Below are 22,641 nucleotides of genomic sequence, written 5' to 3'. Positions count from 1 at the left end.
AGCAACTACCTCGCTATTGACTACGAGGACGGACCCAGCGAGCTGTATCCCGGCAACCGGCTGAAACAGGATAAACACTATTTCACCCGTGACGAGTACGACACGGAGGGCGAAAATGGCCCCTCACAACGTGCAGTGAAAGCTCGACAGAAACTCTCACGCCGGAAAGATCACTTCTTACATACCCTCTCGAAACACGTTGTCGAACGGTGTGTTGAGGAGTGTATCGGAACAATCGCCGTAGGCGACCTGAGTGATATTCGGGAAGACGACGACGGTGAAACACGGAACTGGGGGCGATCAGGCAACAAGAAGTTGCACGGGTGGGAGTTTGACCGGTTTACCCGCCTCTTGGAATACAAAGCCGAGAAACACGGTATCCTCGTAGATCGGGTCGATGAGTCGAATACGTCAAAGACCTGTTCGTGTTGCGGTCAGATACGAGATAACAATCGTGTTGAGCGTGGCCTGTACGTCTGTGAATCGTGCGAGACGACGATGAACGCAGACGTGAATGGTGCGGTGAACATACGCAGAAAGATAACTCAAAGTCTCCCAACGGGGGATATGAGTAACGGTTGGTTGGCACAGCCCGGAGTCTACCTGTTCGATACAACCACGGGTGCGTTCCACCTACAAGAACAGGCGAGAGACTGCAAACCGTAATATCCCAACGCTCGGGAATCCTCGCCGTTTACCGCGGGGAGGATGTCAAGCCTGCTGCAGAGTCCAGAATTTCGAACAGCGCGATCAGGGAATTGGGCGGCGTCGCCTGTGGGAAGAAACCACGGTGTGACGAAGCCGGATGCCCGTGGCGGCAGTGATGTCACGCCTACCAGACCGACGACTTCACCGCACCCGACGTTCCGACACAACCGAGCTTCGAAGGCAGTCGACGACAGTTTCGCGGACGCGTGGTTTGGCTCCTCGGCGAGCACGACGAGATGGAGCTTGATACCCTCGGCCATCGGATTCGTGTCGACTACACACCTGATGGTGAGCACGGTCGAGAATGGCTTCGAGGTCTTCTTTCGGATCTTTCCGACGACGGGCTCGTTCAGACAGAAGAGCGGAACGATCAGATAGTTGCTCGGTTTCAATAGTCTGATCTGATTTAGAGTCTATGTATTCTGAGCGGCCATCGAGACGACTTTTACTGTGTCAACTGTGGAGCGATCGCCTGTCGGAGCCACATCAAAACCGAGCGGCTGGAAGGAAAACCGGTGTGTACCGGCTGTGCGGTCACCGACCGGTTCGTCTTGAAGACGAAGTACTTCTACAACGAGGAGAACCTCCAGGCGTTCCGTGAGCAGTACGCAGCGATGTCAGTCTTCCAGAAAGCACAAGAAAATAGACTGCTGGCGGGCGGGATCGTTCTCATAGTGTTGCTCATCGTTGGTGTCCTCGTCGGTGCTCTTGCGGTCGTCTGAGAGTATGAATAGGGGTATACGCCGACCCACTACTTTTTAGAGGAATATAGATTATCCCCGAAATAGCTATACTCTTCTAACGGTGTTGTCTATGTATGCCCGATCTGCCTCCACCAGAACCGTTCGATGACGTCAATGAAGCTGTTATTCGGGAGTGGACACAGGAGACAACCCCTTACACCCGGGTGAGACAGATCATCAGTAGCGTGTACACACCACAATCGGTTGCTACGATCGCTGATCGAGCAGCCGTGTCGGAAAAAACTGCCAGAAAACACCTCAATACGCTCGCTGACGAAGGATTCGTCACTGCACAGCCGGGTGACCACGGAGCGACGCTGTATGCCCGCTCGTCTGAATCGCTCGTGGTCGAACAAGCGACCGATATCCTCGATGAACTGTCGGTGGCCGAACTGCGTGATCGGGTATCCGAACTCCGGTCGACTCTGCGTGAGTTCCAAGAGACGTACGATGCCGAGTCACCCGAAGAACTGGCCGTGCAGGCGGCCGACGAAACACTGAACAGCCAGTCAGTCGACCACGAACAGGTCGACGCCGATCTCCTTGAATGGAAAACGACGCGTCGAAACCTTGCATTTGCGAATGCCGCGCTCTCGATTTCGAGTGCACAGCAGTTCATCTCGGATGAGAATCTCGCGCCGAACCCGAGTGCATCCTCGTAATGGTGATGGCAGGTCCTACTCATCTCTCCGAAGAGGCTCACTCGTTGCGTGGTGCAATCGACCGAAAAGCATTGATTACCATCAGAGATCTGTATGCCGAGGAGGAACCGCTTGCAACAGCCCACTTGGATGACTACCTCTCACCATACCTGCTTACCATCGAACTCGATGATGGTTTACTCGATGCACAGTCGGCTCGGATCGATGTCCAGTGGACAACCCATGGAGACTACAAGTTCCACTATACAGACGAGCAGAACCGCAATTTCCGATGGGGAAACCATCCTACGGGAGGTGATTTCCCTCTCGTCGACGGTCTCGCTCACTTCCATCCGCCGCCAAACGCCTCGTCAGGTCCAAGCGATGTTGAAAACTCCTGTATCGAACAGGTCGACGTGTATCTGGTGACGCGAGCTGTGATGAAACTCTGGCGAGTCGCATACCACAGAGACACGCTCACATTCCTCAATGCTGGCGATAACCCACCGTAAAACATCGCTCGACGGTAACTCGGTGCTGATTCAGAACGATCCAAGCGAGAGTTCGTTCGTCTCCGAGAGCTGCTGTCGAATCCGGTCTTCGGACCACCCAGACGGCGAGAGGATGGATGTTGCGGCTCGAATGAGTTCCCTATCGTAATAGTCCGGGTCGTACCGAGTCGGGTTCTCCAGAGAGAGACGGACACGTTCTGCGGACTGTTTCGTGTCGTCTACAACGATATAGTCGACTGTCTGGCCCGCAGATCGCTCCAATCCCAGTGCTGTCGCACGCTCTAGTGCAGCCATCGTTAACGTCCGTCGCGTGTACTCTTCAGGATCTTTCGAGATCCGAATCTCCGTTACCAGCTTATTCGGGTTGACTTCACCACTGAAAAGCTGGTTTCGGAGCTGTGAGAGCCGACCGCAGACCGCTTCGGGATCCCGGGTTTCGTCGAAGACCTCGATGAGCTGTTTTTGCGCCTCACTGATGAACTCGGGCGTACTTCGCTGTCGACACTCGATTCCTCGGTACTTGTACTGACCATCTGTCGACCGCCCGAAATACTTGGTGAGTGCGCCGCGGTCAGCATTGCGCTGAGGGACGAACGCGATCCACTCGTACTCGGCTTCGTGTTCCAATCGAATGTCTGTCGCTTCCGAAATCTCTGCTGCCAATCTATCGAGTGCGGTCTGGGTGTCACCTACTCTTGGGGTCACCCAGAGACTGTCGACGATCCCGTGGAGGACGCGCCAGCCGCCTGCTTCCAACGTGGCTTTCGCATCGAGGAGGATCTGACGCGCGTAGGCGTTGATCGCCTCGTGGCACTCGATCCGGCCGAACTTCGCATTCGAGAAGCCCTGATAGCCGAAACAACTGACGAGGATCCATTTGATCGCCGACGACCGGCCCTCCAGCGCCGCTTTTTTGTCGCTATCCTCGCACTCACGTAGTTCTGCCTTGATCTCATCTCGGTCGCTAATCAACGGTTCGAGAACATCACACAGGTACCCACGATCATCACAGATACTGTAACCCAGTTCGGGCACATCCGACCGATCACAGTGGCACTCACACTGGACCGTTTCGGGACTTACGTTCCGTCTGACGATAATATTCGGATACAGACTCGAAAAGTCGAGTTCGTGGACCGTCTCGTGAACTCCGACCGCGGGCTCGAAGGTGAATCCCCCTCGGTCTGCGTCGTGGAGCGTCGATATCGGCTTGAAAAACTCGTGTCGCCAGGAGTTCCACGGCACCAAGACGTTCCGGGCTCTGGCTTCGCGGATTTGGATCGCTGTCAGCACGTTCCCGATCGATGCCCACGACAACTCTTCGAGCGGTTTTGATGATCGGGAGACGAGATCGAGACAGCCATCCAGATTCGACTCGTCGTAGAAAAACGTATTCGAGCGATCGATGATGATGCGTCCTGGAACCGTATACCGTGCTGGTGAATGGCCGGTGCGACCGTAGCTTTCGAACGTTGAGTCACCCGCCAATTGCGTGTATCCAGGATAGCGACCGAGACGCAACTCCGTGTCTGCTCCGGCTGCGGTGTCGTCCAATGTGGGGATGAGTTCGGCTGTCGACAGGACGAGCACATCCGGATCGACCTCGTCGAGGTGGGCTGTGAGATCTCCGATGAGCGTCTGTGGCGTCCCGGTGAGCTCGGTTCCGTCGACGGTGAGGGTTGTTATGGGTGGATCGAGTAGTTCGGTCTCTTCGATGTCGAGACGACAGGTTGTGAGGGAGCTGGTTGGCGTCGGTTCGGTGTCCGTTTCGAGACAGTAGCGGAACTGCGGGCTGAAATCAACGTTGAAACACCGGTTCGTGCCCGGGAGATCAGCCGCTCGGATCCACGTCGCGACGGGCCGAATACGGTCGATCGAATCGAGGTCGGCGCGAAGTACGTCCGTTGGTGAGTCCCGGAATCCCGGTCGCCACTGTTCGACTGCTGTCGAGACGACGTCGTGTCGACGGTCGAGGTGGCGTCGTAACGTGTCTAGATCATCGCTCGTCGTGTATATTGACGGTGTATAGGAGTCGTCGAGTGATTCGATCGCTCCCGTCGGAGTTTTCGACCAGCGACGTACTCCCTCGCCGGTAAAGTCGAGTGTGAACACCATCTCACTCGGCTGAATCGCTTTGTGTCCCCGCGAGTTCGGTTTCGAGTGCGTCGATGCGACGCTGTTGTTCGATGACGATCGAGAGCAACAGGGCTTGCCACGGGTCGACCGGATTCTGCTGGCCGCCAGCAGCCGCATGTGCGACGGCGTCGTCGAAACACTGATCGAAGTAGGGTTGGTCTGCTCGTCTCAATCCACGACGGAAGGGTTGCCATTCGTCTTCGAGTCGGCGGATTCGATCGCGGAACGTTGGATTCGTCCGCCCCATCGCTCAGTACCCCACCGTTGGAGACAGCGATTTGAGTTTGAAGTCGCTCTTACTGCAGTAGCGTTGGGCGACGTTTGCTAAGGCCTGCGTACGCAGAATGTCGGCGATGTTGTGCTGTACGAGTCGGTCGAACTCGCCGCTTTCGAACGCCTCTACTGCCTCGGCACTGTCGTCGAACGGATCGAGTGCGGTGAGTTCGCCGCCGATGAGCCGCTCGTAGACGCCTCCAAGCGTCGTCTGGTGGTCATCCCCGTTGCTGGGCGTCGTGTTGAATCGGGCTTTGAATATCGGTAGCAGATCCGCGTATGGGACATCCTCGAAGGGCCACTGAATCTCGTGGGCCAAAAACCGGGTCCGAAGGAACGGCAGATCGAAGCCGCTTTTCCATAACTCGCCGTTGTAAGCGGTCAGAAAGTATTCTCGTGGCCCGATTTTCTCCGAGACAGTGGTTGAGAACGCTGTCAATAGCGTTGCCTCTGAGTCGTGTGTCGTCAGTACGACGTGTTCATCACACTGTGCGGATTGGCTGGCTTCGAGTGTTTCGGCGTCGACTGTGTGCTCATCGATATTGACGAACACGCGAACCGCCTCGGGAAATACGAGCCCCAGAACCGTCACCTGAGCGGTCGCTTCGAAGCCGGTTGTCTCGATGTCGAAGGCGACTGGCGTGAGCGTACTCATGCCGTCGACCCTCCAAGGCTGGCCCGTTTCCCGTCGGAGGCATACACCGGCTGTCGAGCCTCGATAATCGACTGCCAGTAGGTGATCGTCGTCTGGACGACCCCGTTTCCGACCGGGTAGACGAGCGTCTCGAACGTTTCGCCGGTGAAGCGCGGCCCATACGGCGTGTGTTCACAGTGGAGTTCCTCGGTCACAGCCGCCGTGACGGTGTCGCTCAGTTCATCCTCGCGTGTAACGGTGAGCAACACTGGACAGTCGTGCTCTCGTCTGAGTCTGGCCACCATGGCGACCGTCCGTGCCAGCAGTTCCTCGGCTTCGATACCCGTCATTGCTTCACGGTATAACGCGTCGACCGCTGGCACGACGATCAACCCCGGCGTAGTGTCTGCTGCCTCCGAAAAGAGTGTCTCGGCAATCGAGTGGTGTTGATACGGGGTGAACCCACGGGCAACGTGAATCCGATCTAAGATTCGTGGGCTTGGAGCGACGGCGGCGATCGGATCTGTCGCAGCATGGTTCCGAGCGTCGACCCAGTAGACTGGGCCATCGTTCAGGAGTGCGTAGTCGACGACCAGTGACGCGAGTACTGACCGAGGATGGTCGTCGGCTCTGAGCAGATAGAGTTCCGACTCAAGGGTCGGGAGTTCGGGAATCGGTTGCGATGCGTGCATACAATCCAGACTCTCTAGGGGTAATATAACTCTCTGCGGGGACTTTCTGGAAGTTCCAAGACGTGGTGATCGCACCTGATTCGAGAGACAGCGTACGGCTTCTTCTGGAAACAACGGTTGGAAACGCAGTTGCTCCGTCTTGACCAACAATCAGTCGACAGTACGTAACCGCTGGGCCAGTGGCACGAACAGAGCCAAATACAGGGTACGTGAGTAAGCTACCACGCCCTGAAGGGCGTGGCATTCAGCGTGGACTCCCGTTCTAACCGCTAAGGGCGGTAGGCGAATACTCGCCATTCACGTTCAACGTCCCGCTGTTCAAGCGCACGCCTACGGGTGCGCCTCCACGCCCAGACTTTTGCTGGTCGCGGAGATATTTCAAGCCGATATTCTTCGCGGCGTTGTAATCCGCGTGAACATCATACCCGCACTTCAAGCACTCAAACTCGTCCTGCCCGTTGTTGTGCGGGCGATTATCCTCGAGAGTGAACCCGCACTTCGAGCAACGCTGACTCGTGTACGCCGGATTAATCTGCTTCACCACAAGCCCTTCAGACTCGGCCTTGTATGTGACGTACTCGAACAAGCGGTGGAACGCCCACTTGTGAACCGCCTTCGCGTGCGGCAAGCGTTCGCGGATACCTTTCAGTTGCTCGAACACGATATGCGTACAGTCGTTCTCCAGAGCTTCGTCTACGAGTTCGTTCGAAATCGTGTGAAGCAGTTGCTCGAAGCGTCCAGTCTGCTTGCGACCGACTCGTTGGACATTGATATGCGCCCAGCGAGTCCCAGTCTGTTGGAGGCCGGCTTGACGTTTCTGGTACTCTCGATGCCAGTGGTTGAGTTCGCCGCCGCTCCAGAAGCGTCCGGTTGAGGTGGTTGCGATGTTTGTGATGCCGAGGTCAACACCAAGGACGGAGACGTGCTTGGCATCGCCTGTGTCGGTATCATCGTTCTCCACGGCAGGCTTTGTCCGAACGTGGAGGTAGAAACAATCCTCAACCGTGTCGTAGTGGAGCGTAGCTCCCTTGACGTCGTAGTCATCGTTGAACAAATACGCCGAGTGTGGCGTGTCACGCTGTTCGTCGGGAAGAACGAACTCCGCAGTCACTCGTCCATCTATTGTGGCGAGTGTGGCGTGGTCGTCGTTGACGGTGACGGTTCGTGCGTCGTAGCTGGCGAACCGCGAGGTGAACTCGGGCTTCGAGGCTTTCTTCCCTTCTTTCCAGCGTTCGATAACACCTTTGACGGCTTCTGCGGCGCGGTTTCGTGCGGCTTGCACGAGGTTGGCCGGGAGTGGTGAGCCGTCTCGAACGTCGTAGTACGTGAGGTCATGGAGTTTTTGTTTGCTGGTGATTTTCCAGTCTGGTTCCCACGCTACGTCCACGACGTGGTTGGCGGCGTCGAGGAAGTGATCAGTTGTCTGGTGGAGGAGGTCAGCGGCACTCTCGTCCACATTGAGCTTGATGGGGACGGTTCGAGTGCTTGAGTCTTCCACCATCTGTACTTCATATGCAGCACTGGGTATTTATACCAGTTTGGATTGGCGTGGGGGAGTCAGCCTGCTATCGAACGCGGTGTGTGTCCGGGTTGTCGGCTTCCTCCCGCGCCTGAAGTCGCGGGTTTCCGCCTTGCAGTCATTATGACGTCTCGTGTCGAATGATTCCGAACCGGACCACGAGGAGCACATCGTCGCTGTCTCGAAAACGGCGCGAGTGATGATCCCGAAGCCACTCAGGGAGAAACATGGCATCTCAGCGCCGGGAGAAGTGGCGTTTGTCGAGACACAAGACGGCCGCATGGTGGTTCGCCCGATCGGATCGATGCGCGAATTTCGGGGACTACAGCGCGAAGGCGCGGATGACCGTCCAGCGACGGCTGTCCTCCGCAAAGAACGGAACCGAGACACACAGAAGCTCGACGAGTTAGTCGACCGCTTCTCAGAGTGATTCCATATGCTACAGCTCTCCTCACGCCAATTTGTACCGTCGATCGTGACTCGTCCCTTCGGCGGCGATAAGGTTGTACCGGGTCATTTTCGAGAGATAGTTCCGAACTGTCCGATCGGTTTTCGGATCGTCGACTTCCGTACTGTACTGTTGGTACAGTTGGCTCGGCGTGATTTCACCGGCCTCCTCAATAATCTCGTAGACGACACGCTGATCGGGCGTTAACCGGTCGAGATTCTTCTGGTGGATCTCTTGGCGGGCATCCGGGATCGAGTCGCTGACGATCGACGAGGTGATTCGTTCTGCTTGTTCGAACTGGGCCGTTCGAGCGGCATTCCTGAGGATACTAATCGCAGCCCGGGCATCGCCTGCGCTCGCCTCGGCAATCGTTTCGAGCTCTTGGGTCCTGATCGCTCCAGAGACGAGGCCAGCCTCGGCACGCTTCCGAAGGATGGCGACCAGTTCGTCGTCGGAATACCGTGAGAATTCGAGCCGTTCGCTGCCGACGAGTCGACTGCTGAGCCGTTCGTCGACGCGAGCTAACAACTCCGCTTCCCGGTTCGCGATCAGAATCATCGAGATATGTGGGAGTTGATGGAGATCATAGAGAATTGCTGTATCCTGGAGTTGATCGGCTTCATCAAGGATGACGACGCTGTGTGAATCGCTGTAGGTTTGGAGCCGCTCGATGAGTTCGTCGTGTGGCGTCGACTGGCGATGAATGTCGACGGTCTTGCCGAGGCCCTCCAGGATTCGATACAGGACACGGAACCGCGAGTAGTTCTGCCAGCAGTTGATGTAGTGGATGTGGAGATCCAGCACTTCCTGTTTGAGCCGGTCGACGGCAAACTGTGTGAGACATGTCTTTCCGGCTCCCGACGGTCCGGTGACGATCAACGTCTCCGCAGGCTGGCCCTCCGTAAGCGGGCTGAGGACGCGTGAGATGTGCTGGATCTCCGGATCGCGGTGGACGACCTCGGCGGGAATAAAGTCGTCACGTAACACACGAGCATCCTCGATCATATTGGTATGTTCTCTTTGGTGGTTGTAAATTGAACTGGGTCGGTTCCACGTTTCCAGAACGAGTGACACACACCACTAACTCTACGAGTCTGACCGATGCGCGCGACGTTCGATCACTGTCTCACGATGCTATGACCGACCACTATGTGGTCTGTTATCTAGTCATGCAGTACCAGATACCATAGCGTCGGACTCACTCGATTAACCTAGTTTAGGCTGAATTAAGACGGGAAATCAGACGAAATTCGGGTGAACCCGGGGCTGGCGTCTGAACGGTTCAAGGGTGGCAAGAAGATTGGTCGGGTTACGATGAAGATCGAACGAGTCACACTGGTCGCAGTCACGCTGGCGCTGGTCATCGGCGCCATCGCGACGCTGTTCGCGCCGACGGTCGTCTCCGGTCCGGGGTCGGCCCCCGCCACTGCAGAGGCGACGAGTACCACCACCGCCGATACCTGGGCCACGTCGTTGTTCGGGGTTGCCCTGTGGGCCGTGACGCTGCTCTTCGGAGCGACCGCGCTCATCTGGATGGTCATCACCTACGTCGTCGGGGCGGGCTACGAGACACCGGCGAACGAATACGGTCTCGAGGACGTCCAGGTCCGTATCATGACCGTCGACGCTGCCGCGGTGGTTCAGGAGACGGTCGACTCCCTGCCCGACGGTCTCGATGACGTCCACGTAATCGCCGAATCGTCCATCGATGTGACTGGAGCGTCGGTCCATGTCGTGCCCGACGACTTCGACTGTCGAGCCGTCAGAAAGGGGCGTGCACAGGAGTGGGCCCGGCGAACGCTGGACTGCCACAAGGAGTTCGTGCTTTATCTCGACGAGGACAGCATCGTCGAGTCCTTCGACGGCCTGCCGGATGCCGACATCGTCCAGCTCCGGGAGAAGCCTCGGCGGACAGGATCGAACCTGAGTTTTCTGGCAGACATCTACCGGATGGGTGTCCAATTAGAACAGCGTGCGTTCGCGCGACTGTCGATTCCACTGTTCGCCTGGGGTGGCGGGATTGCGGTCCGATCCGAGATTGAAGATGCGACGACCTGGGACCGCAAGAGTTTGGTCGAGGACACCGCGTTCGTTTGGGCAGCGTTCCAGGAGCACGACGTGAGCTTCGCGCTGGCGGACGCCGTCTGCCGGAACGAGGCTCCGCCTTCGCTATACGAGATCACCCAGCAACGCCGCCGGTGGGCTGCCGGAAACCTTCAGGCCTCGGAGATGCTTCCGTTTCGGTACGAGGTCCTCACCCGAGTTCGTAACGCCGCCTGGGCGCTCTCGCCGATCGTCACGCTGATCGTCGTCCCGCTGTCGCTATTGAGCGTGACGGTCGCCTACGGCGGGTTGTTCTTTGCAGCGTCGATGGCGTTGGCGCTATGTACGCTCGCCTGGTTCCTCTTGGGTGTTGTCTACTACGGCGGCGACTATGGATACTGGGCGTTGGCCCTGCCGCTTGCTCCAGTGGTGACCGTTGTTCACTCGATGGGAACCGTTGCAGGCATCCTCGCACCGCCCGAAACGTTCCGGGTAACGACGAAGGTCGGTAGCAAGTAAACTGCCTCCATCGACCAGCTACTACGACCAACTGACGCCTAAACACACGCTGTTACTATCCCAACGTGGGAATCCTCGCCCCTCAGGGCGGGGAGGATGTCAAAACAACCGTTTCGGCGTCGAAACCGCTTTAAATATGAATATGATATGAATATGCATGAGTCGACCCCGAGAGCGCAAAGTCGGTGAACGGGGACAAGTTACCTTGCCGAAAGAACTGCGGGAGAAACTGAACATCCGAGGCGGTGATGAGGTACTTGTTCACGAAGAAGACGGCAAAATCACCATCGAGAAACCCGTGAGCCGTGAGGAACTCGCCGAGGGGTATCGACAGTATGCGGCAAAGTCCAAGGCCCTCGCCGCGGAGATGGCTGATGTGTCTCGGGAAGCCGACGAGTACCTCGGCGATGTGCCCGAGTGGTAGCCGATGAACGTTCGCCGCGGAGATATCGTTATTGTCGATCTCAACCCGACGGAAGGTTCGGAACAGCGTGGGACACGACCGTGTCTCGTCGTTCAAAACGATGTTGGCAACGAGAACGCCCCGACGACGATTATTGTCCCGTTTACGACATCGAACGGGGACAAACTGTATCCGTTCGAGGTACTCGTCTCGGCTGCGGAATCTCCGCTTCGAGAGGATTCAGTCGTTCTCTGTAGTCAGATTCGCACTGTGTCTATCGAGCATCGAATCAGAGACAGTATCGGCTCGATTCCGGATAGTCGTCTGAAGGAAGTTGATACGGCACTCGAATACAGCCTTGGTTTGAAAGAACTCTAAAGGTATCCGTTGGCACTGGTATTAAACTCTAAGACATCATGGAAGTTGAAAGGCTGCGAAGCCAAGTTTAGCGCGGTAATCAAGAAATCGTTGACCACCAGAGATAACACCTATCAGGATGTGAACTGTTCTATGGCACCGACAAACGAGAGCGGCACGTTCGATCTCGATGGAGAATTGACCGTGAACCGACTGGGATTCGGTGCGATGCGCCTCTGTGGCGAGGGAATCATCGGACCCCCGAAGATGAACAGTATGCCAAGGACGTCGTTCAGCAGGCCGTCGACCTCGGCGTCGACTTCATTGATACCGCAGACTCCCACGGGCCGGGCGTCAGCGAACGCCTGCTCGGTGAAGCAATTGATACCGAGGAGGTGATGATCGCCACGAAGGCCGGAGTACAGCCGGTTGGCAGAAATCGCGTCGACCAGTCGGTAGATCATAGTGTGCGGCTGTGTGAGCGAGTATTCAATATAGAAATTTGAATTTCCGAAATCTGAATTTCCATAATCGAAGCGTCCAAATAGGACGGCTGTATACAGAGTGATATGCAGGATTTCGTCGACCGGGCACAAGAGCGACAACAACTCACGTCGAGTTACGAGTCCGAGACAGCGGAGTTCATGGTTCTGTACGGTCGACGGCGACTCGGAAAGAGCGAACTCGTCCGCCAGACGATTCGTGATCGGGACGACGCAGTGTACTATCAGGCCATAGAGTCAACCGCTGAGAACCAACTCGACAACTTCGCCGAGACGGTGACGGCTGCATTCCCAGATCTGAAAAACGTTCGACGAGACTGGGAAGTTCTCCTCGAAGAACTCGGTAAGCGAGACGCGATCGTCATCATAGACGAGTTCCCGTTTTTGATCGAGGAAGACGAGTCATTGCCATCGCGGATTCAGCGTGTCTGGGATTTAGAGTTGCAGAATACAGGTCTGACATTGGTCCTCATCGGCTCGTCGATTAGCGTTATGGAAGAGAAGGTATTGGCCGGAGGGAGTCCACTTTACGGTCGACGAACTGCAACGATTGATTTGGGGCCGTTGTCAGTCGGCAATGCTCGTGAATTTTTCCCAGCATATGACCCCGAAACTGCTATCAAAACATGGGCGATCTACGGCGGGACACCGTACTACCTCCAGACGATCGACCCAGACAAGCCGCTGGCCGAAAACGTACAGCAGTCGATTCTCTCCGAACAAGGACTGTTGTACTCAGAACCGGAGTTCCTTCTGCGAACCGAACTTCGACAGCCAAACACGTATTTCAGTATCCTTCGAGCACTGGCTCATGGGCGACGCAAACCGAACGAGATCGCGGGGATGGCGGGCGTTGATTCAGGATCACTGAGTACCTACCTGCAGAAACTTCGCCGATTACGCCTCGTCGAGCGCCATATTCCCGTTACTGCATCGCCAACCTCGTCCAAACGTGGTCGATACCGGATTTCAGCGCCGTTATTCCGGTTTTGGTTCCGGTTCGTCTATGGTCGACAGGATCGACTCCGACTGCTTGACGACAATGCATTCGATGAAGTCGTTGCTCCCGAACTGGCTGATCATGTGAGTCCTCTGTTCGAACGGCTCTGCCAGGAGGTACTACCGCAGCTTGACGACCGACAGTATCGAGCCGTCGGTCAGTGGTGGTTCCAAGAGAACGAAATTGATGTGCTTGGGTTGACCACCGAAGGGCTCGTCGCTGGAGAATGTAAGTTCACCTCAAGCCCAGTTACCGAAGGAGTGCTTACTAATCTGGAACAGACGACAGAAGAAGTGCAGTGGTCGGATGAACCGGCTAACGGTTCGACTCAATACGTATTGTTCAGTCGATCAGGATTCTCCGAGGATTTAGAGTCGACAGCCCAGCAACGAGATGATGTCTCTCTATATAATTTGGAGGATATACTGAGTGCAACGGCAGACGAGGTATGACCAATTCTTATCCTACTAATGATTACGTAGAGTATGACCTTTCTCAACCGCATCTAGTTCATTGATGCGCTCAATAATTATCATCCCGGTGAAGTGAGAGTGTCAGTCTTCACCCAATAAATTTTGCTCACCACTTGACTCTCCACCACCCATATCAGCACTTTCAGACCGAGTCGGCTGCTCTTGATGTCGCTGATGGGCAGTTCGCCACTCCTGTGTCGCAGGAATACTGTCTGCCCCGTGCTGGGTGTGACGTTTTCGAACTTGAATCAATACGGGCGTATTCATCGAATCTCCAGACACGACTGCTTGGCCTGGCGTAAGCCCGGGAAGTTCCCTGAGCACATCTTCACCGGCGGCCTCGACGCTATTTTTGATCGCATCCTGGTCAGTAGGGTTCTGGATCTTCATCGTGACCTGTGTCCCGCATTGTGAGAGGACATCCTGATCGATCTTCGACGGTCGTTGACTGATGATGCCGAGTCCGAATCCGAACTTCCGACCCTCCGAGGTGATCGTCCGCATAATCGACAACGATGGAGCCTCTCCTGTGGCTGGGGCAAACCGATGGCCTTCTTCGAACAGCGAAAACAGCGGGAAATCGATTATTTCCCCATCGTAGTTCGGATCGTCTTCCCGGCCACGGACAGCAGCCAGACGAGCCTGATACAGACGTCGGAGAAGGACCGTCGCGATCATCTGTTGGTCACGTCGACTCAATGTATCCATCTGGAGGACTGTACAGCGACCTGGCGCAACAAGCTCTTCAAGAGGGACGTTCACATCCGTCGTGAATAAATCGTTACGCTGAATTGAGCGTCGGAGCCGCCATTCCAAGGCACCCACGCTGGAATCGTCTTCACCGTACTGCTGGTACATCTCTACTAACAACTCATCGACGCCCCACGTTCGGGACTCCCGTTGCTGCATCGCACGCCAGCCACCGTCGAGTCGCTCCTGCATCCGATCGCTAGGGTTGTCAAGGATGGACATTACGTCGCCGATGGAGAGCTCTGAAATGCGAATTTGCAGATTATCGGGGTCAAAGTACTCCACCTCTGGTTGATACCCAGACTCACCTTCGAATATGTCTTCGCCCCGCATCTCTGCGAGCGTGTCGTACTCTCCGTGGGGGTCAAAGACGAGGAGTGATGCCCGGACATCCGGCTTCATCATCTCTTCCATCAGTACCCCAGCGGTGTAGGATTTCCCGGAGCCGGTAGACGCAAGGATAGCCAAATGCGTTGCCGCGAACTCGTCGATCGGCACGTGGACGTCGACTGCCCCGGCTTCGCGGTTGAGGAGCCATCCCATATGGGCGAGTCCGTCACGCTTCGGTACCTCGACAGAACTCAGGTCCACCTCACCACCCGTTGTTCGAGCGTCGGCTTCGTCGACGCCAATATTCGGGAGCACGGCCTCCAACATCTTATCCGGAGCCGTGCGGAGTCGTGTGCCTGGCTGTGGCAATTGCCGGGGGTTGGCGAAGGTCTGCATCTGGGTGTCGTAGAAACCAATCACGGTGGCTTCGAGACGATACAGATCGATATCCTCGGTTGGAACACCTAAAGTTCCAGCGACCGTTTCAGGTGCCACGTTCGGATCGGCCATGAACGTCTCTGGGAGGCCACGGGCTTGCTCTCGGTTCGTCACCCGGGCGATCACGTCCTGTGGCTCGCCTTCGACAATAACTGAGTACGTAATGAACTCGCCAGTCTTCACTGCCTGCTCGTCTGGGGTGACAATGAAGAATTCGTTAGGCCCGTCTCCAGGACCAGCGACAGTACCAACGAGTTTGCCACCGTCTCCGGTTGACTCTGAAGAGGGTCCAAAAGAACTCATCGCATCACCCCACGGTCGACAGATGATTGCCAGCGAACGTCTTTCTCGATAACGTCCAGTACGCGCTGATGCTCGTCAGTTGGGAACGATTCGCGGAGTCGGTCAAGCAGTACCAACATGACTTCTGCACCGAGTGACCCAGCGAGGTCAAGCAATCGCTCCATGTAGGCGATTAAAATACCACCATCGGTTCCTGTATGGAACGCACGCGTGACGCCATCGGGGCACCGCTCGACGATATCCTCGACATCGAGTGTCCATCGCGGCATCTGATGACTCGGGTTCTCAATACTGCCATCGGCGGCAACCTCTGCGGTTCCGAGAAGTGCAACACCAGCTAATTTCGTTCGTTCTTCGACATACCCAGGTGTGAACTGTTTCTGGTCGCCCTGTGCGAGTCGTGGCCCAGAACGCCCTTGGTCAGGGTCCACGAGGTGTGTGTCGTAGATGACGCCCACGATGACGTGCTCAGTGTCCTGTATCGTCTTGTGGATGAAGACGGGTTGACCAAACTCACATTCAGCAGGACCCGGTGCCCGCTCTCGATCGGTCTCGTTGAAAATCTCGACGGTATAGTCCATATGGCTGTTCGAACTGACGATGCTCCCGATCGCAAGACAGTCAGTGATACGGGTGGTCTGACTGTCGGATTGATCACTCGGTGATGTGTTGCTCATTGATTGTGGTGAGTTGTGGAAATAACGGTTCCAGGAACGTGGTTAGGCTGCAATTCGGGCCCCTCAGTCCAGACCGTCGACGCAGTGTGTCTACGCACCATCTGTGTCGGACACACCAGCGGGTCTGTCTGTGTGTGAGTCATCGTCGACGGAGCTCCTTGCTGAGTGCTTTTGCATCCCATTCCAAGGGGATGTCGTTTGTTTCGGCCCACTTCTGCAGTAGGCGGAGGAACTGCTGTCGATCCTGTTGATCGAGCACTGCATCGGTGTCGGCCTGCTGAAGGACCTCTGGATACCCTCGACCGACGCCCGCTTCAGCGCGGATCACGTTCAGGGCATACTCGTACATACTGTCGTACTCGGACGGACCGTCTGTGTTCAGCACCCAACCAGGGAATTCCAGGCGATCGAGGCCCTCTCCCGGTGGTACCTTGAGATACGAGAAGTGAATCTCGTGGCTGAAGTCGTACTCGACACCTCGATAGGTCGTTTCGAGCGCGTCGACGCTCCCATCACGACGACAGAGGAAAGGGACTGTCGAATCACCCCATGGACTCATCATTCCGGCCAACACCCGGGCGTCGGGGATCGTTCGATCGGTTCCGAGATCGTCTTTGAGAAGCAGTCGGGTCATTTTCGACAGTTCGACTGCGTTGGTCCCGGCGACGTACCCGATCAATGGGATTTGATGGTGTTGGCTGGCAGCGATCAAACGGCTGATCGCCGACAAGTAACGATTTCGGATCGCCGGTCGTCTCGGATTGGCAAACGAAGCCACGAGTGGCCCATCATACAGCACAACGGGTCGACGGTCCAACTCACCAGCTTCGTATTGAGCTGCCAGATCCTCGATTTTCTCGACAACGAGGTCTGCCTCGTGTTCGTACCGTTCGAGACCAACGAGTGAACTATCGACGAATCGGTACTCATCATCTCCCTCATTGCCACCCGAGCGTGTGATGTCGCTTGGTGTGAGGAGCCGTCCAGTTCGGCCACGTTCGAGTCGTCCCTGAGGAGAGTGGTGATTGAGACACCACGCCGCCTGCACATACGCAAGCGGAATGTTGAACTGCGTCGTCGCCGGTATTTCGGAGCCGTCGACCGCAAGCATCGGTACGTCCATCAGGATCTCTCGTGCCCAGTCGTTGACTGCCTCGTGGTTGTCCCACCTATCAGAAACGCCGTGGTGGACCACAAGCGAGTCGACACTGTCGAATGCGTCAGTCGGAAGTGCCCCGGGATACGAGACAGACGACAACTCCTCGCGGATCTCACTAGCCGTCCCCTGATCTGGAAGCTCTCGAAAGGCTCCCTGATACCGTTTGACAAGGTCATCATCGTCTTCCAGATATGATCGAATCGGGTCGACGTTGTCGTCGAGGGCCGCCGCGACAGCCGCCTTATCGAACGCCATCAGTCACCCAGTACCGCTGAACTCTGATCCGGTTTCTCGATGGTGATGCTGTAATCGGTCATCGAATCAAACGTGGCGTCGTGACTGATGACAGTGAGTTGTTCAAACGTATCCAGTTTGTTGAGTTGCGACACGAGGTTTGCCTTCTTGTCTTGGTCGAGATTTGCAGTTGGTTCATCCAGAAATGCAACGCCGAGCCCGGAGATTTGCTCTAAGATTGCCAGTCGAACGGCCAGTGCCGCGGCCATCTTCTCGCCACCCGAAAGGGTCGAAAACGACTTCCGAACGTCTGCATCGACAACGATGATGTCATAGTCGGACGTCCATTCGAGTTGCTCGGCCTTCCGACCGCGGATGGATCGGAAGATGGTATCGGCACGTCTCCCGATGCGGTCGGTAATGACATCACGCATCTTCGGTCCGGCCTCACGGACGTTCTCGCGAACCCACGTGGCGAACTGTTGGTCTGCAGCGAGTTCGCGAAGGGTTTCGATTTTCGCGTCTCGCTCCTCCAATTTGTCCTCTAGTGTTTCGACTTCGTCGGCAATTTTGGTGAGTGTGTTTTCTTTTTCAGATTGTTTTGCTGAGAGTCCATGGACGTCTCCCTTGAGTTCATCAATTTGTTCCTCGAGTGTCTCAAACTCGTCTTGATCGAACGCTTCAGTCTGCATCTCGAGGTCCTCTCTCAACTGCTTGCGGTCCTCTTCGAGTGTCTCAAGGTCACTCTCGAGATCGTCTACAGCTTCTGTTCGCTCGTCCAGTTTGTTGGCCGTTTGTTCGTTCCGTTCGAACTGTTGGTACTCGTCTTCGTTCGTAGTGAGGGTCTCTTCGACGGTCTCGAGTTCGGCTTCAATATCACTGAGTTCTGCTATCTCTGTATCTAATTGCTCTATCTCCGATTCGAGAGAGTCGATCGACTCCTCGATGTCTACCAGTTCGTCCGGCGCATCTTCGTATTCGTTGGCCTGAGCTTTGGCATTGTAGAAGGCTTCCTTTGCATCCTCGAGTGACTCGAGGTCTGCCCTGAGACGGGGCAATTCATCTATGGGATCGACCAGAGAGTCAATCTCCTCACGTGCCTCTGTTCGTGTCTCACAATGGTCTTGAAGATCCTCTCGCAGATCAGATGCGCGGCTCCGATACATGTCGAGTTTAGCGACTCGCTCTTCGACTTTTTCGGCCTCATCAAGTTGCTCCTGAAGTTCTGTAAGCTCGCTACGGGCTGTCTCTTGTTCTTCCTTGGCTTCCGCAAGTCGTGTCTCGCGTTCTTCGATCATGTCGACTCGATGGGCTGCATCCATCGGCTTGCTGCAGGTTGGACATGGAGCATCAGCATCTGTGTTTTTGAGACGCTCAATTTTCTCCTGTAGATCGTCTATTTCTGCCTCTAAGGCTTTTATTTCGGCCTTCTTGTCTCCAATTTGACTACGGAGCTCAGTTGCGTCAGCTACTGCAGCTGCTTCGGCTTCAATCTCGTCTATCGTCTCAATCGTTTCTCGGAGAGATTCTAGATTATCTCGAGCCTCGCTGTCGACCGACTGTATCTCACTGCGAAGGCGTTCGATGGTATCCTGGTCGGTCTCCAGCTCGCTGATCCGATTTTCGAGTTCTTCGTAGCGTTCCTTCTGTTCGGCGTATTCATCGAGTTTTTCAGTAGCTGTTTGATATTTAGTTACTTGTTCCTCGAGTGCCTCCTGCTGTACTTCCAACTGTCCGAGCTTAGCATCCTTCGTCTGGCGTTTATCACGCAACGCCTCCAGTTTGTCCAGCTCTTCTTTGAGTTCTTCTTGACGGGATTTCGCCTCTAGGTACTTTTCGTGACCGTCTCGAGCAGCCTCACATTTGTCAGCGGCTTCTTGTGCGTTGTCGAGTTCCTTCTGTGCAGTCTCAAGCGACGATTCTTTGGCGGCAATAGCTTGCTCTTGCTGTTCGATCTCTTGTTTGAGGTGTGAAATCCGGTCTTGAATCTCGTCTAGCTCCTCGTATCTGGTAGTGATTTCCGCGAGGTCTTCTTTCACTGACGAGATTTCGGCAGCCAGCTCTTCTATTTCAGCTTCCAGTTGGCTCTGTTCGTCGCGTTTGTCGGGGAGACTCTGTACTTCCCCTTTGAGCTCCTGAATTGTGTCACGTACCCGATCCCGCTTGGCCTTGATATGGTCGGGGGCTCCCTTCAGTTGTTTCCACGACTCCTCGTAGGCATCGATGTTCAGGAGTTCGTCGAACGTCGTCGTCCGCGCTCCACTTGTCTGTGCGAAGTCAGATAAAAACCGAGTCTGTGGAACACCAATACAAGACTCCCAGAGGCTTTGGAGTTCGTCATTGTCGGCCAGATCGAACCTGGTACAAAGCCATTTGATATACTCTGACTTCGAGTCGATATCCTGGTCGACCCATTCGTCGGCCGTGGCGTCGTATCGTGCGATACCATACTTAGAATATCCAGCAGACCGTGTGACACGGTACTGCTGTACTCCATCGGTGCCATCTATTTCGATGGTCACTTCCACCGTCCCCGAGGATTCGCCTTCGCGGACGAACTCGTTGTATCGGAACGGCAGGGAATCGAATAGGGCAAAGCCGATTGCCTCCTGGATTGTCGACTTCCCGGAGCCATTCTCACCAAGAATTGCATTCACGCCGCCTTGAAGAGGAATCGTCGTTCTATCCTCGTACGATTTGATATTCTCTAAGGTTACTTCGATGATCTTCATTCGGCCTCACCTCCAGGCACAGCGGCAGTCTGTTGGTCTGATTCGTCGCCTTCAGTCTCGTCGTCAAAGAGATCTTCCTCAATATCCAGTGAGACGTCGGCTGTAACTTCAGGAAAGAGTTCTCGACGGTGGTCTGAAATGACGTCTGCGATGTCGTCAGCACTCTCGTTGTCCTGTGCCATGCGATGTGCCTCACCAAATAGACCCGCCACCTCGTCAGTGTGCTCACTGTACTCCGATTCAGTCGCAATTGTCTCGAAGACACGCTGTTCGAGGGCTGCAGTCTGTAACCGACCGTCGATGAACACCTCGTCATCGTCAAGGTCGGCCAGCAGTTCCTGGATCTCTGCAGTCGTGACGCGACTGGTGTTCGTCTGCACGTAGAGTGCATCACAGCCTCTGTGGGCCTCTTCGGCGAGTTCGTCGACCCGGAAGTTGCTCCGATCGAACTGAAGGGTCCCCTCGAATCGAAGGTCAAGCAGTGGTTGTCGACGTTTATCTCCAAACAGGAACTCCTCTTGATCCAACAGCTGTTGGAGTGATCGTTGGTTACGCTTGACGTAATCGTGGAATGCAGTTCTGAGTTCACCCGCCGACTCGTATGGGGTGACATCAAAATCGATCGTATAGAAGGGACGCCGCCGAGCGGGATGATGTGTCACATCGTGAGCGAGGTGGCCAGGCCCGTCGTACGTGTCGTCCGTGCTCAAATCGATCGAATAGTAGCCATGATCCCAGTCATCTCGGGCCTCAGACGTAGAGTGGGCTTCCGGTGATCCGGGGTTGTAGATCCAGTCACTGGAGTCATACCGCTTGTGGATGTGTCCCAACGCGAGATAGTCGACCACTTGACGCACTGGTCGGAGTTCTGCATGCGTTACGTTTCCACCGAGGGCAGGGACCTCGTCTTCGATGCCGAAGTGACCCAAGAGGATTGTATAGTCTGGCTCCCCATGTTCTGCTGCAGTTGCTTCGATTCCCGCTGCGACCTTCTCGAGGGCGGTGTCTGTTCGAGCTCCTCGCCACTGCAGTCCGAACACACGGACGGTCCCAGTCTCCGTTTCGATATCGTAGAAACCCGAGTCCTCTCCGAGGTCGTCGGTGTTGTGTCGGTCGAACTGAGCGGCCTCTGAGTGGGACTCCAGATCAGCCTCAAGCAAGACGATGTGTCCCCGCCGGTGGAGATAATTTAACCACGTCACGTCACGAGGCGTTAAATTCTCGTCGTGGTTGCCTCGGGAGACCAACACTGGAACGTCGTCTGGGACGACACTGAGGCCTCGTTCTGCGTCTTCCAAGATCTTCGGCCGAAGATCACGGGAGTCGAACAAATCTCCAGGTAAGAGAATCGCGTCGGGATCATCCTGCATAATGAGTCGGAGTGTCGCTTCGAACGTGTTGGCCATATCGTCTTCGCGCTGTTTCAGTCCGTACTGCCGATGCCCGAGATGGATATCGGCAAGATGTCCAAGTTTCATTGATTAGTATTTGTGATGGGCCATGGGGGTTGTCTGGGATGGCACTACGATTTCATAAAGCGTCCGAGTTAGACCCAATTACTCGTGTCAGTGTTAGTTTCGATTGTGGTCACTTATATTATGTAGGTGAAGATGAAGGTGGAACCTGGTGGAAGGAAGTCCGAATTGGTGGTTTGAGTTGATTGTTGGCAGGACCTCGATGTCAGTCACAAAATGGTACTCGCGTAGTGTGGGCCCGTGTTTGGTAACACTCGTCGATACGGTCGGCTACCGAGTTGGCTTCCTCGCCGTCGACGGGGTCGCTAGAGCAGACCCTTTTGAAGCACAGACGCAAGCGACTTTAGCCTCAGTCGGTGACGAACACTATGGCGAAATCTGCGTGCTGTATACGAGGGTTGTCTACGACTAGTTATCCAATATGTCTGCCTGAAACAAATGGTGATGCCAAATGATTGACGCCCTGTCTCTTGGGATCGGCATTGTCATCGGTGCTATCGTTGGTATTGGCGGCAGCATCTGGTTTGTGAAGCGGAAACTCCAGCAGATGCAAAATAATATGTTCGGACCGATGGGCGGGATGATGCAGGATCAAGCAACCCGACAGGACCAGCCGGATATGGAAGCCGTCATGGGAGATATGATGGACATGATGGAGGATCCAGACGCCGATGAACTGGACCTTGACCTTGATGACGATGAACTGAATATTGACGACGATGAGGTCGACTGGAAACAGTAACCGACACAGTTCGATTACAACTGACCCCGTTTACAGCTCAACTATTGTGACTGAATCCCACAAAACATAATCGCTCTTGGGTAGAAGATTGTTGGTCAGTTCTCAGCAGTAGCTGGCAGTCACAGCGGGCAAGGGTGACACGTTCGTGTCACCCGACAAACGATGTTCCCAATCAAGACGTTTGTCTCGGAGCGTCG

20 protein-coding genes and 3 pseudogenes are annotated in these 22,641 nt (G+C 55.4%); 12 read left to right on the top strand and 11 right to left on the bottom strand.

What is annotated here, in order from left to right; all coding sequences use genetic code 11:
* The 5 genes and pseudogenes from NKJ34_RS15180 to NKJ34_RS15160 form a co-directional block, all read left to right on the top strand.
* Positions 1 to 666 (top strand): RNA-guided endonuclease InsQ/TnpB family protein (locus NKJ34_RS15180; protein ID WP_253739145.1); only part of this gene is annotated, 666 nt, incomplete at its 5' end.
* Between the two features lie 50 nt (positions 667 to 716).
* A pseudogene (locus NKJ34_RS15175) lies at positions 717 to 1,103 on the top strand (HhH-GPD family protein); the annotation flags it as partial.
* A gap of 51 nt (positions 1,104 to 1,154) precedes the next feature.
* Positions 1,155 to 1,430, top strand: a pseudogene (locus NKJ34_RS15170) (restriction endonuclease); the annotation flags it as partial.
* A 95-nt stretch (positions 1,431 to 1,525) separates the two neighbouring features.
* Complete coding sequence (locus NKJ34_RS15165) at positions 1,526 to 2,113, top strand: DUF7342 family protein (protein ID WP_425491850.1); 588 nt, start codon at positions 1,526 to 1,528, stop codon at positions 2,111 to 2,113.
* A gap of 5 nt (positions 2,114 to 2,118) precedes the next feature.
* Complete coding sequence (locus NKJ34_RS15160) at positions 2,119 to 2,604, top strand: toxin-antitoxin system TumE family protein (protein WP_425491851.1); 486 nt, start codon at positions 2,119 to 2,121, stop codon at positions 2,602 to 2,604.
* Positions 2,605 to 2,634: 30 nt separating this feature from the next.
* On the opposite strand, the gene NKJ34_RS15155 is transcribed toward NKJ34_RS15160, so the two are convergent.
* From NKJ34_RS15155 to NKJ34_RS15135, 5 genes are all read right to left on the bottom strand, one after another.
* Positions 2,635 to 4,719: a type B DNA-directed DNA polymerase gene (locus tag NKJ34_RS15155; protein ID WP_253739142.1), complete on the bottom strand. Its 2,085-nt coding sequence runs from the start codon at positions 4,717 to 4,719 to the stop codon at positions 2,635 to 2,637.
* A gap of 1 nt (position 4,720) precedes the next feature.
* Positions 4,721 to 4,987, bottom strand: coding sequence for a DUF8156 family protein (locus tag NKJ34_RS15150; protein ID WP_253739141.1), 267 nt, complete (start codon positions 4,985 to 4,987; stop codon positions 4,721 to 4,723).
* A gap of 3 nt (positions 4,988 to 4,990) precedes the next feature.
* On the bottom strand, positions 4,991 to 5,668 hold the full coding sequence (locus NKJ34_RS15145; RefSeq protein ID WP_253739140.1) for a hypothetical protein: 678 nt from the start codon (positions 5,666 to 5,668) through the stop codon (positions 4,991 to 4,993).
* Complete coding sequence (locus tag NKJ34_RS15140; protein WP_253739139.1) at positions 5,665 to 6,339, bottom strand: P-loop NTPase family protein; 675 nt, start codon at positions 6,337 to 6,339, stop codon at positions 5,665 to 5,667. Before NKJ34_RS15140 ends, NKJ34_RS15145 begins: the two co-directional genes overlap by 4 nt.
* Positions 6,340 to 6,601: 262 nt before the next feature.
* Positions 6,602 to 7,840 (bottom strand): RNA-guided endonuclease InsQ/TnpB family protein, encoded by a 1,239-nt coding sequence (locus NKJ34_RS15135; RefSeq protein ID WP_253739138.1) that lies wholly within the window; start codon positions 7,838 to 7,840, stop codon positions 6,602 to 6,604.
* A gap of 151 nt (positions 7,841 to 7,991) precedes the next feature.
* Here NKJ34_RS15135 and NKJ34_RS15130 point away from each other — a divergent pair, with 151 nt between their 5' ends.
* The gene (locus NKJ34_RS15130) at positions 7,992 to 8,288 is read left to right on the top strand and encodes an AbrB/MazE/SpoVT family DNA-binding domain-containing protein (protein WP_253739137.1); all 297 of its coding nucleotides are present in this window, start codon (positions 7,992 to 7,994) and stop codon (positions 8,286 to 8,288) included.
* A 21-nt stretch (positions 8,289 to 8,309) separates the two neighbouring features.
* On the opposite strand, the gene NKJ34_RS15125 is transcribed toward NKJ34_RS15130, so the two are convergent.
* Entirely contained in the window at positions 8,310 to 9,311 is a 1,002-nt protein-coding gene (locus NKJ34_RS15125; protein WP_253739136.1) for a Cdc6/Cdc18 family protein, read from the bottom strand.
* A 309-nt stretch (positions 9,312 to 9,620) separates the two neighbouring features.
* Here NKJ34_RS15125 and NKJ34_RS15120 point away from each other — a divergent pair, with 309 nt between their 5' ends.
* The 5 genes and pseudogenes from NKJ34_RS15120 to NKJ34_RS15100 all read left to right on the top strand — a co-directional run bounded on the left by NKJ34_RS15120 (position 9,621) and on the right by NKJ34_RS15100 (position 13,583).
* Positions 9,621 to 10,868, top strand: coding sequence for a glycosyltransferase family 2 protein (locus tag NKJ34_RS15120; protein ID WP_253739135.1), 1,248 nt, complete (start codon positions 9,621 to 9,623; stop codon positions 10,866 to 10,868).
* A gap of 157 nt (positions 10,869 to 11,025) precedes the next feature.
* Positions 11,026 to 11,292: an AbrB/MazE/SpoVT family DNA-binding domain-containing protein gene (locus NKJ34_RS15115; protein ID WP_253739134.1), complete on the top strand. Its 267-nt coding sequence runs from the start codon at positions 11,026 to 11,028 to the stop codon at positions 11,290 to 11,292.
* A 3-nt stretch (positions 11,293 to 11,295) separates the two neighbouring features.
* Positions 11,296 to 11,649 (top strand): type II toxin-antitoxin system PemK/MazF family toxin, encoded by a 354-nt coding sequence (locus NKJ34_RS15110; RefSeq protein ID WP_253739133.1) that lies wholly within the window; start codon positions 11,296 to 11,298, stop codon positions 11,647 to 11,649.
* A gap of 132 nt (positions 11,650 to 11,781) precedes the next feature.
* A pseudogene (locus tag NKJ34_RS15105) lies at positions 11,782 to 12,092 on the top strand (aldo/keto reductase); the annotation flags it as partial.
* Positions 12,093 to 12,197: 105 nt separating this feature from the next.
* On the top strand, positions 12,198 to 13,583 hold the full coding sequence (locus NKJ34_RS15100) for an ATP-binding protein (RefSeq protein ID WP_253739132.1): 1,386 nt from the start codon (positions 12,198 to 12,200) through the stop codon (positions 13,581 to 13,583).
* A gap of 102 nt (positions 13,584 to 13,685) precedes the next feature.
* Here NKJ34_RS15100 and NKJ34_RS15095 read toward each other — a convergent pair whose 3' ends face one another.
* The 5 genes from NKJ34_RS15095 to NKJ34_RS15075 all read right to left on the bottom strand — a co-directional run bounded on the left by NKJ34_RS15095 (position 13,686) and on the right by NKJ34_RS15075 (position 21,705).
* Positions 13,686 to 15,305, bottom strand: a complete 1,620-nt coding sequence (locus NKJ34_RS15095; RefSeq protein WP_253739131.1) for an ATP-binding protein — start codon at positions 15,303 to 15,305, stop codon at positions 13,686 to 13,688.
* A 116-nt stretch (positions 15,306 to 15,421) separates the two neighbouring features.
* Positions 15,422 to 16,102 carry a DUF8166 family protein gene (locus NKJ34_RS15090; RefSeq protein WP_253739130.1) on the bottom strand — a complete coding sequence of 227 codons (681 nt, stop codon included), beginning with the start codon at positions 16,100 to 16,102 and terminating at the stop codon, positions 15,422 to 15,424.
* A gap of 139 nt (positions 16,103 to 16,241) precedes the next feature.
* A complete protein-coding gene (locus NKJ34_RS15085) occupies positions 16,242 to 17,516 on the bottom strand; it encodes a DNA double-strand break repair nuclease NurA (protein WP_253739129.1) in 1,275 nt (424 codons plus the stop codon).
* Positions 17,516 to 20,227, bottom strand: coding sequence for an AAA family ATPase (locus tag NKJ34_RS15080; protein ID WP_253739128.1), 2,712 nt, complete (start codon positions 20,225 to 20,227; stop codon positions 17,516 to 17,518). Before NKJ34_RS15080 ends, NKJ34_RS15085 begins: the two co-directional genes overlap by 1 nt.
* Positions 20,224 to 21,705: a metallophosphoesterase family protein gene (locus tag NKJ34_RS15075; protein ID WP_253739127.1), complete on the bottom strand. Its 1,482-nt coding sequence runs from the start codon at positions 21,703 to 21,705 to the stop codon at positions 20,224 to 20,226. The genes NKJ34_RS15080 and NKJ34_RS15075 overlap by 4 nt, the downstream gene beginning before the upstream one ends.
* A 448-nt stretch (positions 21,706 to 22,153) precedes the next feature.
* Between NKJ34_RS15075 and NKJ34_RS15070 the strand changes: the two genes are divergently transcribed.
* Positions 22,154 to 22,444, top strand: a complete 291-nt coding sequence (locus tag NKJ34_RS15070; RefSeq protein WP_253739126.1) for a hypothetical protein — start codon at positions 22,154 to 22,156, stop codon at positions 22,442 to 22,444.
* Positions 22,445 to 22,641 lie beyond the last annotated feature (197 nt).

Origin of the sequence: Halohasta salina (genome assembly GCF_024178165.1) — an archaeon.
Lineage (GTDB): Archaea > Halobacteriota > Halobacteria > Halobacteriales > Haloferacaceae > Halohasta > Halohasta salina.
Note: the sequence above shows the minus strand (reverse complement) of the source record. Positions and strands in the feature narration are given on the sequence as shown.